The sequence below is a fragment of the Rhodococcus sp. WMMA185 genome, assembly GCF_001767395.1.
In the GTDB taxonomy this organism is placed as follows: Bacteria; Actinomycetota; Actinomycetes; order Mycobacteriales; family Mycobacteriaceae; genus Rhodococcus_F.
In genome coordinates this window covers 657,734-675,059 of the sequence record NZ_CP017014.1, presented here as the reverse complement: position 1 = coordinate 675,059, position 17,326 = coordinate 657,734, and the positions used below count along the sequence as shown (strand labels likewise).

At 64.6% G+C, this 17,326-nt stretch carries 18 protein-coding genes; 10 read left to right on the top strand and 8 right to left on the bottom strand.

Translation table 11 applies throughout. From position 1 onward, the window contains the following. Positions 1-3: 3 nt before the first annotated feature. Positions 4-654 carry a TetR/AcrR family transcriptional regulator gene (locus BFN03_RS02900; RefSeq protein WP_070377746.1) on the bottom strand — a complete coding sequence of 217 codons (651 nt, stop codon included), beginning with the start codon at positions 652-654 and terminating at the stop codon, positions 4-6. A 69-nt stretch (positions 655-723) separates the two neighbouring features. Between BFN03_RS02900 and BFN03_RS02895 the strand changes: the two genes are divergently transcribed. The 3 genes from BFN03_RS02895 to BFN03_RS02885 are packed head-to-tail and all read left to right on the top strand — an operon-like array spanning position 724 to position 4,116. Further along, complete coding sequence (locus BFN03_RS02895; protein WP_084385728.1) at positions 724-2,361, top strand: flavin-containing monooxygenase; 1,638 nt, start codon at positions 724-726, stop codon at positions 2,359-2,361. Beyond that, positions 2,358-3,188: an SDR family NAD(P)-dependent oxidoreductase gene (locus BFN03_RS02890; RefSeq protein ID WP_070377745.1), complete on the top strand. Its 831-nt coding sequence runs from the start codon at positions 2,358-2,360 to the stop codon at positions 3,186-3,188. Before BFN03_RS02895 ends, BFN03_RS02890 begins: the two co-directional genes overlap by 4 nt. Positions 3,189-3,195: 7 nt before the next feature. Beyond that, positions 3,196-4,116, top strand: a complete 921-nt coding sequence (locus BFN03_RS02885; RefSeq protein ID WP_070377744.1) for an alpha/beta hydrolase — start codon at positions 3,196-3,198, stop codon at positions 4,114-4,116. Here BFN03_RS02885 and BFN03_RS02880 read toward each other — a convergent pair. Next, entirely contained in the window at positions 4,075-4,989 is a 915-nt protein-coding gene (locus BFN03_RS02880; protein ID WP_232320414.1) for an ABC transporter substrate-binding protein, read from the bottom strand. The genes BFN03_RS02885 and BFN03_RS02880 overlap by 42 nt on opposite strands. Positions 4,990-5,165: 176 nt before the next feature. Between BFN03_RS02880 and BFN03_RS02875 the strand changes: the two genes are divergently transcribed. Genes BFN03_RS02875 through BFN03_RS02860 form a run of 4 tightly spaced genes read left to right on the top strand, consistent with a single transcriptional unit; the run spans position 5,166 to position 8,709 of the window. Next, positions 5,166-6,137: an ABC transporter substrate-binding protein gene (locus BFN03_RS02875; protein ID WP_070377742.1), complete on the top strand. Its 972-nt coding sequence runs from the start codon at positions 5,166-5,168 to the stop codon at positions 6,135-6,137. Positions 6,138-6,147: 10 nt separating this feature from the next. Beyond that, the gene (locus tag BFN03_RS02870) at positions 6,148-7,305 is read left to right on the top strand and encodes an ABC transporter ATP-binding protein (RefSeq protein ID WP_070377741.1); all 1,158 of its coding nucleotides are present in this window, start codon (positions 6,148-6,150) and stop codon (positions 7,303-7,305) included. 4 nt (positions 7,306-7,309) lie between these two features. Next, entirely contained in the window at positions 7,310-8,008 is a 699-nt protein-coding gene (locus BFN03_RS02865; protein ID WP_070377740.1) for an ABC transporter permease, read from the top strand. Next, positions 8,005-8,709, top strand: a complete 705-nt coding sequence (locus tag BFN03_RS02860; protein WP_070377739.1) for an ABC transporter permease — start codon at positions 8,005-8,007, stop codon at positions 8,707-8,709. Before BFN03_RS02865 ends, BFN03_RS02860 begins: the two co-directional genes overlap by 4 nt. A gap of 82 nt (positions 8,710-8,791) precedes the next feature. On the opposite strand, the gene BFN03_RS02855 is transcribed toward BFN03_RS02860, so the two are convergent. The 4 genes from BFN03_RS02855 to BFN03_RS02840 form a co-directional block, all read right to left on the bottom strand. Further along, positions 8,792-9,985, bottom strand: a complete 1,194-nt coding sequence (locus tag BFN03_RS02855) for an NAD(P)-dependent malic enzyme (protein ID WP_070377738.1) — start codon at positions 9,983-9,985, stop codon at positions 8,792-8,794. 375 nt (positions 9,986-10,360) lie between these two features. Then, positions 10,361-10,717: a hypothetical protein gene (locus BFN03_RS02850; RefSeq protein ID WP_070377737.1), complete on the bottom strand. Its 357-nt coding sequence runs from the start codon at positions 10,715-10,717 to the stop codon at positions 10,361-10,363. Further along, on the bottom strand, positions 10,714-11,568 hold the full coding sequence (locus BFN03_RS02845; RefSeq protein ID WP_070377736.1) for a PHP domain-containing protein: 855 nt from the start codon (positions 11,566-11,568) through the stop codon (positions 10,714-10,716). Before BFN03_RS02845 ends, BFN03_RS02850 begins: the two co-directional genes overlap by 4 nt. Before the next feature lie 80 nt (positions 11,569-11,648). Next, complete coding sequence (locus BFN03_RS02840) at positions 11,649-12,236, bottom strand: suppressor of fused domain protein (RefSeq protein ID WP_198163369.1); 588 nt, start codon at positions 12,234-12,236, stop codon at positions 11,649-11,651. 166 nt (positions 12,237-12,402) lie between these two features. Between BFN03_RS02840 and BFN03_RS02835 the strand changes: the two genes are divergently transcribed. Further along, complete coding sequence (locus BFN03_RS02835; protein ID WP_070377735.1) at positions 12,403-13,869, top strand: MFS transporter; 1,467 nt, start codon at positions 12,403-12,405, stop codon at positions 13,867-13,869. 33 nt (positions 13,870-13,902) lie between these two features. On the opposite strand, the gene BFN03_RS02830 is transcribed toward BFN03_RS02835, so the two are convergent. Beyond that, positions 13,903-14,394, bottom strand: a complete 492-nt coding sequence (locus BFN03_RS02830) for a general stress protein (protein WP_070377734.1) — start codon at positions 14,392-14,394, stop codon at positions 13,903-13,905. Positions 14,395-14,459: 65 nt separating this feature from the next. Continuing rightward, a complete protein-coding gene (locus BFN03_RS02825; protein WP_070380562.1) occupies positions 14,460-15,422 on the bottom strand; it encodes an HpcH/HpaI aldolase/citrate lyase family protein in 963 nt (320 codons plus the stop codon). A 71-nt stretch (positions 15,423-15,493) separates the two neighbouring features. Between BFN03_RS02825 and BFN03_RS02820 the strand changes: the two genes are divergently transcribed. Both BFN03_RS02820 and BFN03_RS02815 read left to right on the top strand, forming a co-directional pair. Continuing rightward, positions 15,494-16,765, top strand: a complete 1,272-nt coding sequence (locus BFN03_RS02820; RefSeq protein ID WP_070377733.1) for a magnesium transporter MgtE N-terminal domain-containing protein — start codon at positions 15,494-15,496, stop codon at positions 16,763-16,765. After that, the gene (locus tag BFN03_RS02815; protein ID WP_070377732.1) at positions 16,762-17,283 is read left to right on the top strand and encodes a DUF1003 domain-containing protein; all 522 of its coding nucleotides are present in this window, start codon (positions 16,762-16,764) and stop codon (positions 17,281-17,283) included. Before BFN03_RS02820 ends, BFN03_RS02815 begins: the two co-directional genes overlap by 4 nt. Positions 17,284-17,326 lie beyond the last annotated feature (43 nt).

Below are 17,326 nucleotides of genomic sequence, written 5' to 3'. Positions count from 1 at the left end.
GTACTAGTTCGCGGTAGCTGACAGCAGGGTGGCAGCCATCTCGGGTGCTGCCGCGACGGCGAGCGCGGGAAGAGCCTGGGCGGCGATGTCGATCAGTTCGTCGCGGGACAGTTGAGCGTTGGGCAACGGGTTGTGCAACCAGGTGATGGTGACCTCCTCCACGTAGGCGATCCACCCTCGCACCGAGAGCGCGACCGCGGGGGTCGGCTCGATGCCGAGCGCCCTGAGTTGGTCGAGAACCCGCTCGCACATCACCACGCGGGTCTGCTCGAAGATCTCCCGCATGTCCGGGTCACCATTGGCCGTTCCCCGCGACAGCGAAACGTAGCATGCGCGATTCTCGCTGGCATAGTCGATGAAGGACGACAACACCGACCGCAGGACCCGAATCGGATCGCCGGTTTCCTCGACGGCCGGATCGGCGGCCGTGTAGTCGAGCATCTCGTCGCTTGCATGCCGGACGATCGCGAGGTGGAAGTCATGCTTGGAAGCGAAGTAGTGGAACAGCAGGCCGGGTGACACCCCCGCCTGATCCGCGATGTCCTCGACTGAGATCTGCTCGATGGGTCGTTCCGCCAGCATCTTCTCGCCGAGATCGATCAATTGCGCGCGCCGTTGCTCCGGGCTGAGACGGGTCCGCTTCACAACTGTCATGACACTAGACTACTAAACATAAGTCAATAGCTATTGACCGAAAATCAATAGCGTCTTATTGTGGCGATCATGAGTCTCCCAGACACAGACACTTACGAGCCCACCGCCGATGCCCGCCACGTCGACACCCTGATCATCGGCAGCGGGTTCTCCGGCCTCGGCGCGGCGATCAAGCTGACCCAGGCAGGCAAGACCGACTTCCTCGTGCTCGAACGCGGCAGCGACGTCGGGGGTACCTGGCGGGACAACACGTATCCGGGTGCAGCGTGCGATGTCCCCTCCCAGTTGTACTCGTACTCGTTCGCCCTGAACCCGAACTGGACGCGGTCGTTCTCGCCGCAACCCGAGATCCAGAAGTACATCCAGTCGGTGTCCAGGAAGTTCAAGGTGCTCGACAAGCACCTTTTCAACTGCGATGTGAAGTCTGCCCGCTGGAACGATGCGACCACACGATGGGAAGTCAGCACCACCAAGGGAAACTTCTCCGCCAAGATCGTCGTCTCCGCGGTCGGTACATTGTGCGAACCGTCCCTGCCTGACATCGAGGGCATAGAAGGATTCGAGGGCGAGATCTTCCATTCCGCCCGCTGGAATCACGACGCCGACCTCACCGGTAAGCGCGTTGCCGTCATCGGCACGGGCGCTTCCGCCATCCAGATCATCCCGGAAATCGGCAAGAAGGTGTCACACCTCGACGTGTACCAGCGCACAGCGCCGTGGATCCTGCCCCGCGCAGACCGCGAGTACACGACGCTGGAGCGCGCCGCATTCAAGTACGTCCCGGGGTTCCAGCGGCTCTACCGCACGGGTGTCTACTTGTTGCGGGAGACGCAGGTCTTCGGGCTGACGAAGGCTCCGGTGTTCATGAAGCCCCTGGAACTCTCGGCCGAGCTCCACCTGCGCAGCCAGATCAAGGACAAGGCCCTTCGGGAGAAAGTGGCACCGAACTTCCAGCTCGGCTGCAAGCGCATTCTGATCTCCAACAACTACTACCCGACCCTCGCTCAGGACAACGTCGACCTCGTGACCGACGGCATCGAGAAGGTCACCGCCAACTCGGTCGTGTCCAAGGACGGCACCGTCCGCGAGGTAGACGCGATCGTCGTCGCCACCGGATTCCACGTCACCGACTCCCCCACCTTCGAAACCATCTTCGGCAAGGACGGCCGATCACTCGCTCAGGTCTTCGACGACGCAGGACAGCGGGCCTACAAAGGCGCTGCCATTGCGAACTTCCCGAACATGTTCTTCCTCACGGGCCCCAACACGGGTCTGGGCCACAGCTCGATGGTCTACATGATCGAATCGCAGCTGAACTACCTGGTCGACGCACTGCGGAAGCTGGACAAGCACGACATCGGCAAGATCGAGGTCCGCGAGGACATCCTGGACCGCTACAACGCGGACATTCAGAAAAGGTTGTCGAACAGCGTCTGGAACACCGGCGGCTGCGCGAGCTGGTACCTCGACAAGCACGGCAACAACACCACGCTGTGGCCGGGCTTCACCTTCCAGTTCCGCAACGAGACCCAACGTTTCGACCTCGCGGCATATGACAGCGTTGCTACAGCCGATCTACCCGTGCCCGCGCCCGTACCCGCACCCACGAACGGGAAGGTCAAAGCGAAAAGGAAGAGGAAGCCCGCGAACTCTGCAGCCAAACCGGCACAGTCCGATCCTGACGGTGTGAAAGCCACGACGTCGTGAGTGAGTTCGCAGGCAAGGTCGTGGTCATCACCGGTGCCGGATCCGGCATCGGGAGGGCCCTGGCACTGAATTTAGCGGGACAGGGCGCCAAACTTGCCATCTCTGATGTGGACGCGGCCGGTCTCGCCGAAACCGCACGCCGAGTGACAGCGCTGGGAGCTGACGTCAAGTCCGATCACCTGGACGTCACCGAACGCGACGCGGTGCTGGCGTATGCAGACGAAGTACGTAGCCACTTCGGCAGGGTCAACCAGGTCTACAACAACGCCGGCGTCGCGTACAACGGCGACTTCGAGAAGTCCGAGTTCAAGGACATCGAGAAGATCATGGACGTGGACTTCTGGGGAGTGGTCAACGGCACCAAGGCTTTCCTGCCGCACCTGATCGCGTCGGGCGATGGCCACGTCGTAAACATCTCGAGCCTGTTCGGCCTACTGGCCATGCCGAAGCAAAGTGCCTACAACTCGGCGAAGTTTGCTGTTCGCGGCTTCACCGAGGCACTGCGACAGGAGATGATGATCGCAAAGCACCCCGTCAAGGTCACGTGTGTGCATCCCGGCGGAGTCAAGACCGCAATCGCCCGCAATGCCACGGTAGGGCCGGGCGAGGACCGGGAAGCCTCCGCTGCATACTTCGACCAAAGGCTCGCACGAACCACGGCGGAAGATGCGGCGAAGATCATCGTCAACGGCGTCCGCAAGGGAAAGCCCCGCGTTCTGGTCGGCGCGGATGCGAAGTTGCTCGACGCATTGGTGCGATTGATCGGACCCAACTATCAGCGTGTGGTCGCGACCGTCGTCGGACGCGTTCTGCCCAAGTCGAACTGAGGTATTGATGAGCTTGCACCTACCACTTCCGGTCGTCGCGGCCGCTCTGCGGCCCTTCTACCGACTGAGCCTCAATGCGAGGCTTCCGTATGACGTTCAGAGGGGGCTCCTCGAACTCGGCGCTCCGCTGCAGCGGCTCCCAGCCGGTGCCGTCGTCCGCAAAACCTCACTGGCCGGCCGCCCCGCAGAGCGAATCACAGTGGGCGCCACCGAACGCCAGACCGCGGTCCTCTATCTGCACGGTGGGGCCTACACGATCGGATCACCGGCAACGCACCGCTCACTGGCCGCCCACCTCGCCGAAGAATCCGGAGCTGCGGTCTACACCCTCGACTACCGGTTGGCACCGGAGCATCCGTTCCCCGCGGGCCTCGAGGACGCGGTGGCGGCGTTCATGGAACTGAACACCGAACACGGCTACAAGACAGAGCAAATAGCTGTAGCGGGTGACTCTGCGGGCGGCGGACTCGCCATTGCCACTGCACGGCGGCTGATCGATCGGCACGGCGTGACCCCCGCCGCGCTGGGGCTGATCTCACCATGGGTCGATCCAAACCGGCGCGACCTTCCCGCCGACCGCGACCTCGTCGTCAACAAGGCATGGTCGTTTGACGCGGCCGAGAAGTATCTCGGTGGCGGAGACCCGAACGACCCCGGCTATGCGCCGATCCTCGGGGACCTGTCGGGGTTGCCACCCACACTGATTCACATCGGCGTGCAGGAAGTGCTCTACCCGCAGGTCATGGAATTCGTCGACAAACTGAAGCAGTCCAACGTCGAAGTCGCGCTCACCGAGTACGCCCGCCTCTGGCACGTCGCCCACCTTCAGGCATCCTTGCTCCGGGAGGCTGCCGACGCGGTTGCCGAACTAGGCGACTTTCTCCGGTCACAGATGCGCGTCGAGCCACGCGCGCGCCACGCCGACTGAATCTGCACCGCCGCGGACCTGGCCGATCATGTCGGCCAGGTCCGCTGTCGTCAACTCACCCGCCACCACGTTCATCGCCTTCACCTGTGATTCATCGAGGCTTCCGGTTCGGTACAGCGGCACCACGTTCTGCGCGGTGAACACGTGGTCAGGGTCGGACAGCAGAACGAGATCTGCGCCGGCGACGTCGGGAGACGCGGTGGTCACGCCGGCCACCCGGACGGATCCGTCGGCAGGGGCCGGGTCGGTGAGTTCGGCGACGGCCGCCGCATCATCGGTGGCCGCGCGAGTCTGGGCAAACGCGCATCCGCTCAGGTCTGCCAGGGCATCGGCCTCGAAGCTCGGCGCGAGCACGACCGTGGCTGTGCTACACAAGGGAATGAGACCGTCGACGGTGGTGAGGGCCAGCCGGTCGGAGATTTCCGGCGTGATCGCCAACACCGATTCGTCCTCGGCGAGTGCGAAATCGGATACCGAAAGCCCTTGCGGCAGAGACCTACTCAATGCCACGAAGACGTCGTCCTGCTCGGTCTCGGTCGACCTGGGATCGTAGTATCGAAGCAACTCGCCCGTAAGTTCCGGCACCACAGTCACATCCCCGGCGTCGAGTGCACCGAGGTAGGCGGTGCGGTCACCGAGACCGGGATCGGTGCTGACCGAGGCTCCCGTCGAACGCAGCGCACCCGCATAGATTTCCGCGAGGATCCGGCTCTCCGCACTGTCACCGGCCCCTACCACGATGTGACTCACCGACCCGGCGGACCCGTCGGAATCGGCACGATCGACCGCGCAGGAGGCTGCCGCACCCATCAGCAGCAAAGCCGAGGCGGAGACAACCGCCCGCGACAACATCGGCGGGCGGTGTCGTCGCACCGCCCGCGATCCTTCGTTGCGTGTGTGTGCCACGTCGAGCCTTTCTCGAGAATCGGGTCGAAGAAACCTCTGCTGCGTCCACCCCCATCGTTACACTGGCCAATCGATGGCGCGTACACGCGTCCACCCGGTCTCTGTCAGCACGTCCGGCACCGGTCGATGCGGAAAGGACGCTCGTGCGCACCTCACGAACTCCGTCAGGATTCACCCGCCGCGCAGTAGGTGGCATCGCTCTCGCAACGGTCGCCGTCGTGTCGCTCGCGGCATGCGGAGGCGGATCCGATCCGCTCTCCGCCGGCGGCGATGGTTCCGGCGACAGCCCCGAGTCGATCATCGTGGGATCGGCGAACTTCCCCGAATCCGAAACGGTTGCGAACATCTACACCGAGGCACTACGCGCCAACGGCTTCGACGTGACCACGAGGTTCAACATAGGAACCCGTGAGGCCTATATTCCTGCGCTGAAGGATGGGTCGATCGATGTCATTCCCGACTACACGGGAAACCTCCTCCAGTATCTCGATCCTTCCTCGACGGCGACGAGCGCTGCCGACGTCGACGCGGCGCTTCCCGCCGCACTGGGGCCGGAACTCACAACCACCACCCCCGCCCCGGCCGAGGACAAGGACGCGGTGGTCGTCACGGAGGAGACGGCGCAGCGCTGGAACCTGACGTCCATCGCGGATCTCGCCGAGCACTCGAGCGAGGTGATATTCGGTGCGCCCGCGGAGTTCCAGGAGCGGCCCGGTGGCCTGCCGGGGCTGAAGTCCAAGTACGGGCTCGACATCGCGGCCGACAACTTCGTCCCGATCGCCGACAGCGGTGGCCCGGCTACGGTCGGTGCCCTCGCTTCGGGTCAGGTCACGGCGGCAAACATCTTCACGACGTCGCCGGCAATCGAGCAGAACGGCTTCGTGGTGCTCGAGGACCCACAGAACAACTTCGCCGCACAGAACGTTGTGCCAGTGATACGCACCACGAAGTCATCCGACAAACTGACCGAGGTACTCGACGCGGTATCGGCAAAGCTGACTACCGAAGGGCTTCTGTCGCTCAACGATGCCGTCTCCGGTGACGCGAAGACCGAACCGGCTGCGGCGGCGAAGCAGTGGGTCACCGACCAGGGGCTCGACATACCGGTCTCGTAAGGGACGTGCCGTGATCACTTTCTCGTCAGTCACCAAGCAGTATCCGGACGGCACGACGGCAGTCGACAACCTCGACCTGCTGATCGAATCCGGGTCGTTCACGGTCTTCGTCGGACCGTCGGGCTGCGGCAAGACCACGTCCATGCGGATGATCAACCGGATGATCTTCCCTACCGAGGGAGCAATCACAGTCGGCGGACGCAACATCGCTGATACAGATGCGGTCGAGCTTCGCCTCGGTATCGGCTACGTCATCCAGAGCGGAGGACTGTTGCCGCACCGCACGGTTGTCGACAACGTCGCCACTGTGCCGGTGTTGAAGGGTGACTCGCGCCGAAGTGCCCGCAAGGCGGCACTGGCGGTGCTCGAACGAGTAGGCCTCGACCCCGCGCTGGCATCCCGCTATCCCGGGCAACTCTCGGGCGGGCAGCAGCAGCGCGTGGGAGTCGCTCGGGCGCTGGCCGCCGATCCGCCGATCCTGCTGATGGACGAACCATTCAGTGCCGTCGATCCCGTTGTCCGCGAAGACCTGCAGGCAGAGATGCAGCGTCTGCAAGCCGAGATGCACAAGACCATCGTGTTCGTCACCCACGACATCGACGAGGCCGTCAAACTCGGCGACCGGTTGGCGGTCTTCGGACCAGGCGGCCGACTCCAGCAGTACGACACCCCTGAGACGGTCCTGTCCGCGCCGGCCACCGATTTCGTCTCCTCGTTCGTAGGACGGGACCGCGGCTATCGTGGCCTCTCCTTCCGTGCTGCCGATCAGGTTCCGCTGCACGCTATTCGGACCGCGACCGAGAACGAATTGCCCGGGCTGACGCTCCCGCACGGTGAATGGGTTCTGGTCGTGACCGAAACGGGAGTTCCGCGGGGGTGGATCGACATCACCGGCGTAGAGAAGGCACGCGCCGGCCACCCGGTCCCCGAATGCACTGCGGCGGGCGGATCACTCTTCACGCCGGACGCCGATCTACGGCAGGCGTTGGACGCGGCGATCTCGTCTCCTTCGGGAATCGGGGTGGCTATCGACGCCGACGGCACGGTGGCGGGCGGCATACTCGGAGTCGATGTGATCGCGAAGCTGGCCGAGCAGCGGGCGAACGAAGGCAGCATGAGGAGCCGGCTCTACCTCGCTTCCGAAGCGACGAGCCCGGACCGGCCCTGACCCGATGAGATGGCTTCTCGAGAACTTCTCCGTCGTCGTCGACCTGACACAGACTCACCTGTATCTCGCTCTGGTGCCACTTCTGGTCGGGCTTGTCATCGCCGTACCGGTGGGGAGCGCGATCCGGGGAGTGCCATGGCTGCGCAAGATCACGCTGATCGCTGCCGGCGTTGCGTTCACCATCCCCTCGCTGGCGCTGTTCGTGACGATCCCCTCCATTGTCGGACTGCAGATCCTGGACCCGCTCAACGTTGTGATCGCCCTGACGATCTATTCCACCGCCCTGCTCGTCCGTGCTGTACCCGAGGCCCTCGACTCGGTTCCCGCCGACGTCGTCGACTCCGCGACAGCGATGGGATTCAGCCGCGTTCGCCGAGCACTGACTGTCGACTTGCCCCTCTCGATACCCGTTCTCGTCGCGAGTGTGCGGGTGGTGGCCGTGACCAACATCTCGCTGGTATCGGTGGGCTCGGTGATCGGAATCGGTGGTCTCGGCACCCTGTTCACCCAGGGCTACCAACGTGACTACCCAGACCAGATCCTGGCAGGAATCATCGCCATCGTTGCGCTCGCCCTGACGTTCGACCTGCTCCTGTTCCTACTGGGCCGGGTTCTGACGCCGTGGACCCGTAGGCAGAAGGTCCAGCGGCCGCCGACAGGCGCGCGGCAATCGACCGTACCGATGGCCGAGGAGGCTTCATGAGCATCCTCGGCGGCGCATGGGACTACGTCGCCGACCCGTCCAACTGGCAGGGCAGCACGGGAATCGGTGCCCGCATCCTCGAACACCTCTGGTACAGCTTTCTGGCGGTGGCGCTCTCGGTGACGATAGCGGTTCCGATCGGCCTGCTCATCGGTCATCTACGCAAGGGCGACGTGGTCGTCGTGGGTTTGGTCAACGCACTCCGCTCGCTACCGACGCTCGGCCTACTGACGTTTCTGGTACTCCTACTCGGGCTGGGGCTGGTCCCGCCGATCCTGGCTCTCGTCATCCTCGGAATCCCACCCGTACTGGCGGGCACCTATTCGGGTGTCGCGAACGTCGACTGGACGGTCGTGGATGCCGCCCGGGCAATGGGCTTGACCGAACGGCAAGTCCTCACCCGCGTCGAGGTGCCGAATGCGCTGCCGCTCATGCTCGGCGGACTCCGTAACGCCACGCTGCAGATCATCGCAACCGCGACGGTGGCCGCCTACGTCAATCTCGGCGGCCTCGGTCGCTTCATCTTCGACGGGCTCGCCGTGCGCGATTACGACCGAGTACTCGTCGGCGCCCTTCTCGTAACGATTCTGGCGCTGATCGTGGACGGCCTGCTCTCGCTCACTGTGTGGGCGTCCGTTCCCGGCACGGGCCGACTTCGGCGCAACCCGAGCGCCGACCAGATCGCCGAACGTGCACCGTGAACAAGCCCCTGCACAACGACAAACACCCCGAAGCCGAAACCTTGGGTGCGGGTTTCGGATCGGGGTGCTTGCCGGATTCTCGCTAGCCGGCGACGCCTTCTGCGTGAGCGACACCGGCGACTGCCTCCGCGACAGCGGGGGCGACGCGAGGATCGAGCGGGCTGGGAACGATCTTGTCTACAGCCAGCTCGTCGCCGACTACCGAGAGGATTGCCTCGGCGGCGGCAAGCTTCATGCCTTCGGTGATACGGCGGGCGCCGGCATCGAGCGCTCCGCGGAACACGCCGGGGAAGGCGAGCACATTGTTGATCTGGTTCGGGAAGTCACTGCGTCCCGTGGCGACGATCGCCGCATGCTTGCGTGCGATGTCTGGGTGAATCTCCGGATCGGGGTTCGACAACGCGAACACGATCGAATCCTTCGCCATCGTCGCGATGATTTCTTCAGGCACCGTGCCCGCAGACACACCCAGGAACACGTCTGCGCCGTCGAGGGCCTCGACGATGCCACCACGGCGGCCCGAGGGGTTGGTCCGGGCCGCCAAGTCGACCTTGACCTCACTGAGGTCGTCGCGGTCCCCGGAGACGATGCCCTTCGAGTCGAGAACCGTCACGTCGTTGATGCCGGCGGCGAGCAAAATGTTCGCACAGGCGACACCTGCGGCGCCGGCACCGGAGATGACCACCCGCAACGTGTGGAGAGCGCGGTCCTGAACCTTGACCGCACCCTTGAGGGCGGCGAGAACAACGATCGCGGTGCCGTGCTGATCGTCATGCATGACCGGGCAGTCGAGCGCTTCGATCACGCGATTCTCGATCTCGAAGCAGCGCGGCGCCGAAATATCCTCGAGGTTGACGGCCCCGAAGCTCGGGCGCAACCGGATCAGGGTCTCGACAATCTCGTCGGGATCCTTGGTATCGAGCACCAACGGGATCGAATCCAGGTCCGCGAACTTCTTGAACAGCGCGGACTTGCCCTCCATCACGGGAAGTGACGCCCGGGCTCCGATATCGCCCAGGCCGAGTACTGCGGATCCGTCCGACACGACGACGACGAGGCGGTTGGTCCACGTGTACCGATTCGCAAGCGTTTCATCAGCGGCAATGGCGCGGCTGACCTGTGCGACGCCGGGCGTGTATGCGATGGACAGTGCGCGCTGCGAATCGAGGGCGGCCGTGGTCTGGACCGAGAGCTTTCCCCCGACGTGGCCGGCGAAGATCTCCTCGTCGGTCAGCTCGACCTTCTGCGGTGTGGTGGGTTCGGACACGATGGACACGATGGCACTCCTGCTAAGTCAAGGCTCACTCGGGGCCGGGTTACTGAGTAGTAACCACGTGGATATCACCGAACCACGTGATCAATACACGAACGACAACTGATGATGACGCTTCCAGAATGCGCGATCACGAACGGCGCAAAATTTCCGAGAGCGTCATGGCACCGGGCGGGTGAGCCCTGGCAACACTGCCATAATCCCCGCCGAAGGGCGGTGGCGCCGACGTCGGAGTATGACAAGTTTGGCATGAGTGGCAACGCGCAATCAAATTTCCCGGGAAGTGGAGAGTGTCACATTTTCGGCCACTTCACCCATGGAAACCGATTCCCGGTGGTCACTGCGCCAACCGGTTTCGCTTCCAGGCCCGGACAGGCGTCAACCCCACCACTGTGTGTAGAGGAGAAGAGCCGCGATCGCGAAGACGGTCGTGGACGCCGTCACCGCCACCATTCCTTCGCGACGATCCGCAATCCGCTGGGCAACAATCGATAAAACAGCGGCGACGAGGTGCGCCGCCGCGGATGCGGCTCCCGGACCCGGCACACCCCTCTCGCCGCTGACATAGGCGGAAGCGATTACGATGAGAAGCAGCAGCACGACTCCGGCCGCGACGGCTCCGCTGAACGCCCGCATCGCCCGGACCACGAGCGAGCTGCGTCGAGGCTGGGCGGCCGGGCCGTAGTCGCCGTACCCGCCGGAGGCGTAGGGCCCTTCGGACTGGTGTGCACTCATGCCGAAATCACCTGCACTCCTGATGCTTTCGATACGAGCTTGTCGAATTCTTCGGCACTCGTCGAGAATTCACCCAGCCTTGCCCCCTTGTTCGCCCCGTGATAGTCCGAGGAACCGGTGACGACCAGGCCGAGTTCTCCTGCTAGTTCCTGCAGAAGCCGCATGTCGGACTCCGAATGGTCGGGGTGGTGCACTTCGAGCCCGTGCAGACCTGCACCGGCCAGATCACGGATGTGCTCGAGCGATACCAATCGCCCCCTCATGCGCGCGCGTCCGTGGGCCAGGACGCTCACTCCCCCTGCCCCGGCCACGAGCTGCACCGCCTCGTCGAGGGGTGTGTCCGACTTTTCGACGAAGTACCGACCACCCGGCGCCAGCAGGTCGACGAAAGCCTCGCCGACGCTGCTGACTACCCCGGCGCGCATCAGCGCCATGGCCAGGTGTGGACGGCCGACGGCAGGTCCAGCCTCGGCAAGTACCTCGTCGGCGTCGATCGGAAGACCGTCCTTCATCATCCGTTCGGCCATGGCCCGAATCCTGACGATCCGCTCGTTGCGCAGCCGTTCCCGTTCCCTGGCGAACGCCGCGTGGGCCGGGTCGAACAGGTAGGCAAGCAGATGCACCGCGACGGGGCGCCCGTCTTCTCCCCGGCCTTCGCAGGACATTTCCATCCCCCGGACCAATGTGAGCCCGGTGGGCAGCGCGGCGACCGCTTCCGACCAGCCTGCGGTGGTGTCGTGATCGGTGAGCGCCATCACGTCCAGGCCCGCCGCTTCGGCAGCACGCACCAGATCCTCAGGGCTGTCCGTTCCGTCGGAGGCCGTCGAATGGGTGTGGAGATCGATCAGCACCGGTCCAGTCTCTCAGTTGCCGAGCGCCGGTCCGAGCGCTCGCCCTTGGAACTTCGGCGTGTCGCGTTGTTGCCGCGCCCTCAGAACGAGGCGGCAGCGCGATTCGGGTCGCACACGTCGATACCGGCCTCCGTCCACGCCTCGCGCAGCGCATCCGCACCGCGCAGTCGCACCCACGCCGCCTCGTTTCCGGTCAGCGGTGTGACGGCGAGGAATCGCACCGCCTCGGCCGGCTCCGGCAGAGAGAGGTCTGCGACCGCCGACCCCCCGAGCAAGACCGCGGTGAATGGTGCGTCCTTCCACAAGGGCTCCCCCAGATCGAGCAGCGCATCCTCGACAAGCACGACGCCTTCCACCGACGGCGCAGCCGCCAGGATCGCCAGCGTGCGCGCGACACCCGAGGCCACCCCGGTGCCCCCGCGCAGCGTGAGGACGAGCTCGGCGCGCGGTCCTCGCACCGGGTCGGCCATCAGCTCGCCCGGGTCGCCCATCGGGTGCCGGGAACAGCCCACAGTCGCGTACCGCACCAGCCCGTCGTCGTCTGGGCCGAACCGAAGCACACCGAGGGGTTCTACACCCAGAAACGTCACCGACGCTTCCGTCGGTTCTGGTCCTCCGACCTGCTCGATCAGGTGCGCGCGAACGGAGGCCACAACACTGTCAGTCACCCGGCCATCAAACCACCGAACACCCTGATCCACCTCTCGGGCCTCTCGGGCCGTGCTTTGTTGGTCCGCCCCAGTACCGTGATGAGTTCACCGACGTTCAGAACCACTGCAGGAGGACTCGTTGGTCATCGGATCGAGACCCGCAACCAGAGGCCTTCTTCCGGTCATGTGCTTCGTCGTGATGATCGTCGCTGTTCTCCAGACTCTGGTGGTACCGATCGTCGGGACCATCGGAGCACAGCTCGGAGTCGGCCCGGCGGCAGTGGGCTGGCTACTCACCGCGAATCTCCTCGCCGCCGCCACCGCGACACCCGTCCTGGGCCGCCTCGCGGACCTACGCGGCAAACGTCCGGTGCTGCTCGGCGTGCTCGCTGTCGTGCTCGTGGGGTCGGTCATCGGTGCGCTCTCGACGTCGGTCGGTGTGCTGATCTTCGCCCGCGTCCTCCAGGGCGTGTCCTTCGCACTGTTCCCCATCAGCATCGCGGTCCTGCGTGACGAACTCCCCTCGGCGAAGCTGCCCGGGTCAATGGGAATCTTGTCCGGCACGCTCGGGTTCGGAGGGTGCTTCGGCATCGTCCTTGCCGGAGTGCTCGTCTCCGGCGGAGCCGACTTCCATCGGGTCTTCTGGCTTTCCGCAGCCATCACCGCTGTCGGGCTCGTGCTGGCCTGGTTCGCCATTCCTCGACGTCCCCGCCGCGGCGCCGGTTCCATCGACTGGATCGGCGCCCTCGCCCTCGCCCTCGGCCTCGTTCTCGTTCTGCTGCCGCTTTCCGAAGGCGGCAGCTGGGGCTGGCTCTCGCCCGTCACGATCGGCAGTGGCCTCGCCGGAATACTGGTTCTCATCGGCTGGTTCCGCTACGAACGCAAAACCACCGATCCGCTCGTCGCACCCCGATTGCTCACCAGCCCTCCGGTGCTGGTCACCCACCTTGCCGCACTATTCGTCGGTATGTCGCTGTTCGTGATGTTTCTGGGCAGCTCGTATTTCGTGCAAACCCCGCGCGAACTCGCGGGATACGGATTCGGGGCTACGGTACTCGAGGCCGCGGTCGTGTATCTGCTCCCGGGTGCGGTCAGCGGGGTCATCGCGTCGATCCTCAGCGGAAGACTGATCCACCGCTTCGGTTCCCGTATGGTGCTCATCTCCGCGAGCGTCCTCGGCGTTGCCGGCTTCACGCTGTTCATCGCGGCCCACGACCGCACCTGGGAGGTGATCACCGCAATCCTGCTGGTCAACACGTACATCAGTCTGGCTTACGCCGCACTGCCGTCGCTCCTGGTCGCGGAGGTTCCCCAGGAAGACACCGGCGTCGCGAACAGCATCAACTCCATCGCCCGATCCGTGGGCAGTTCGTTCGCAAGTGCCATGCTGGCGACCCTCCTCGCCGGCATCACCCTTCCCGGAACCGATATCCCGACCGAATTCGCGTACGTGATCGCTTTCGGCGTCGGCGCGGCGGCGGCCGCACTCGCCGGCCTACTCCCACTCTTCGGCACCCGCCTGATCCGCACGCCGTCCGGCGAGGAAGAAGACGAGGTCCACGCGACCGCTCTCGCCGCCGAGTGGGGCACCGTCGGCGGTCTCGGCGGCGCGAACACGACCCCGGCAGGCGAACAGCGAACTACCCCGTAGTGCTGCAGATCACAGCACTCGTAGCGCTGCAGATCACAACGCCAGCCTGGCGAGCATGTCCCGGGCCCTCTCCGCCGACTTCGGCTGACACAGCACGTCGTAACGTCCTGCGACGAGTTGCATCGTGGACGCGAAGTCACGAGTCCCCCGCGTTGCCGCGTACGGGATCGAGGTGGAGATCAGCCCGAAAATGATGCCGCCGACGATGCCGACTACCAGTGGCGCCAGGAACCCGCCTGTCACGATGCCCAGCAACAAACCGAAGAACACGCCGAGCCATGCGCCCGAAACAATGCCTCCACCAATAACTTTCGCCCAGCTGAGACGCCCCAGGACGCGCTCGACTTGCATGAGGTTCACACCTACAATGGTGACGTCCTCAACCGAGAACTCTTGATCGGAGAGATAATCGACGGCGCGCTGCGCCTCCGCGTAGGTGGGGTACGAACCGATGGGCCAGCCCGTGGGGGGTTCCGGCAGGGCCCCACGCCGCGCCCCGCTGGACTGTCCGAGTGGATTCGTCATCGTAGCCTGATCTCCTCGTGTAATTCTTGCCAGGATCGATCCTGTAACCATTCTGCCTGCCGCCGCTAGCCCTCGTCAGTCGGTACGAATTCCGTCGTCCGCGTCATACCCGCAGCGCGTCCCTTGGCGGAGATCACGAGGGCCATCTTCCTACTCGCCTCGTCGATCATCTCGTCACCGAGCATCACCGCACCGCGGCCGCCGCCGGCCTCGGAAGTATGGAACTCGTACGCGTCCAGAATCAGTTCAGCCCGGTCGTAGTCGTCCTGACGGGGGCTGAACACTTCGTTGGCGGCCTCGATCTGAGTGGGATGCAGCACCCACTTTCCATCGAAGCCGAGTGCTGCGGTGCGTTTGGCGGAGCGCCGGAATGCCTCGACGTCGCGGATCTGAAGATAGGGACCGTCGATGGCCTGCACTCCGTGCGCGCGGGCAGCCAACAGGATCGTCATCAAGATGTGGTGGTACGCATCACCGCGGTCGTACCCGTCCGGTTGCTCACCGACGACAAGGGTGCGCATGTTGATACTCGCCATGAAATCGGCCGGCCCGAACACCAAGGTCTGCACGCGCGCGCTTGCCGTTGCGATCGCGTCGATGTTGGTGAGCCCTATCGCATTTTCTATCTGGGGCTCGATACCGATCCGTCCGACCTCGAGTCCGTTTGCCTTCTCGAGTTGGCTCAACAACAGGTCGAGCGCCTGAACGTGGCTGGCGTCCGGCACTTTTGGCAGGAGGATCGCATCGAGATGGGCACCGGCGCGACCGACGACCTCGACGACGTCGGCGTACGTCCACTCCGTGGTCCAGTCGTTGACCCGAACAACCCTGATCTGGTCTCCCCATCCGTCCTCGGCGAGGGCCTCGGCAACCGCGGTGCGGGCTTTCCGCTTGGCGAGCGGCGCCACCGCGTCCTCGAGATCGAGAAAGATCTCGTCCGCGGGGAGTCCCTTCGCCTTGTCGATCATCTTGCGGCTGCTGCCCGGAACGGCGAGAACCGATCGCCGTGGACGGTACACAGAATTCATGTCGACCATCCTTACGTTTTCACAGGGTTTCGATTGCGGGAAAGACCATCCAAGGAATTAGCCTGACAATCATGGCAGCTGCGAACAAGGTTTTTGCAGCCAGGCTTGCCGGCCTGGTGGTGCTCGGCCCCGACGGCGAGTCGATCGGCCGGGTACGGGACGTAGTGCTCACCGTTCGCGTCGGCCGTCAGCAACCCCGGGTACTCGGGCTGGTCATCGAATTGTTCACGCGCAAACGCATCTTCGTTCCGATGTTGCGCGTCACCGCGATCGAACCGGGCTCGGTCACGCTGATGACGGGCAACGTCAGTCTGCGACGGTTCACTCAGCGCCCAGGCGAGGTGCTCGCGCTCGCGCAGGTGCTCGATTCCCGCGTGCGGGTTGACGACCCGGAACTGGAGGAATTGAGCGGGGCCGAGGCCATCGTGGTCGATCTGGGTATCGAACTCACCCGAAGCCGTGACTGGGTCGTCTCGAAAGTTGCCGTGCGCAGACATCGGGGACGCCTCGGCAGGCGGGCGCAGATACACATCGTGGACTGGCAGCACGTCCAGGGGCTCACTCAAACTGATCTGGCCATGCCGGGGCAGGGCGTCGCGGCCCTGTTACTGCAGTACGAGGGGATGCGCCCGGCCGATGTGGCCAACGCGATGCGCGAACTGCCCGACAAGCGGAAGCACGAAGTCGCGGTCGCCCTCGACGATGAACGGCTCGCCGACGTGGTCCAGGAACTTCCCGCCGACGACCAGACCCATCTACTCATGCGCCTCGGGGTGGAGCGAGCCGCAGACGTCCTCGAGGCCATGGACCCCGACGATGCCGCCGACCTCCTCGGCAAACTACCCGAACCCGAGGCCGAGTCACTGTTGCAGTTGATGGACCCGCAGGACTCCGAGCCGGTCCGCAGGCTTCTCGAGCACTCGCCCGACACGGCAGGTGGCCTGATGACACCCGAGCCGATTGTGCTGACCGCCTCGACAACCGTGGCAGAGGCGCTGGCGCGTGCCCGAAACCCGGACGAAACCCCGGCGCTGGCCAGCATGGTCTTTGTCGTCCGGCCACCGACCGCGACCCCGACCGGCCGCTACCTTGGGTGCGTGCACCTGCAGAAATTGCTGCGTGAACCGCCGGCGAGCCTGGTCGGCGGAATCCTTGACACCGCCTTGCCCCGACTCGCACCGGACGACTCGCTCACGGCCGTGACCCGGTACTTCGCCACCTACAACCTGGTGTGCGGTCCGGTCGTCGACGACGAGAACCATCTCATCGGCGCGGTCACGGTCGATGACGTCCTGGACCATCTCCTTCCCGAGGACTGGCGAGAAGAGGAAATCGACCTATGACCGAGAAGGCATCCCGCGCTGCGGCCCGAAGTCTCGCCGATCGGCAGCGCCTCGACACCCCCCGGGGAACCCGTCGCTTCCGACTGACCTACGACGTGGAGACAGTTGGTCGGATCAGCGAGAACTTCGCTCGATTCCTCGGCACCGGTCGCTACCTGATGATCCAGACGATCGTCGTCGCCGTGTGGGTGGCCATCAACGTCTTTGCGGTCCGGCTGCAGTGGGATCCGTACCCGTTCATCCTTCTGAATCTGGCCTTCTCCACCCAGGCCGCCTATGCGGCCCCGTTGATTCTTCTGGCCCAGAACCGACAGGAAAACCGCGACCGCGTATCCCTGGAGGAAGACCGCTCGCGAGCCGAGCAGACGAAAGCGGACACCGAGTTCCTCGCGCGCGAACTCGCTGCCCTGCGCATCGCGGTCGGCGAGGTCGCCACCCGCGACTATCTGCGGCGCGAACTCGACGAGATCAGAGTTTTGCTGGCCGACGAGAACGACGTCCGCACCAGGCGCCAATGAGCCTGAGCGGAGTCCAGCAAAACTTCGGCAGCGGCAATCACGG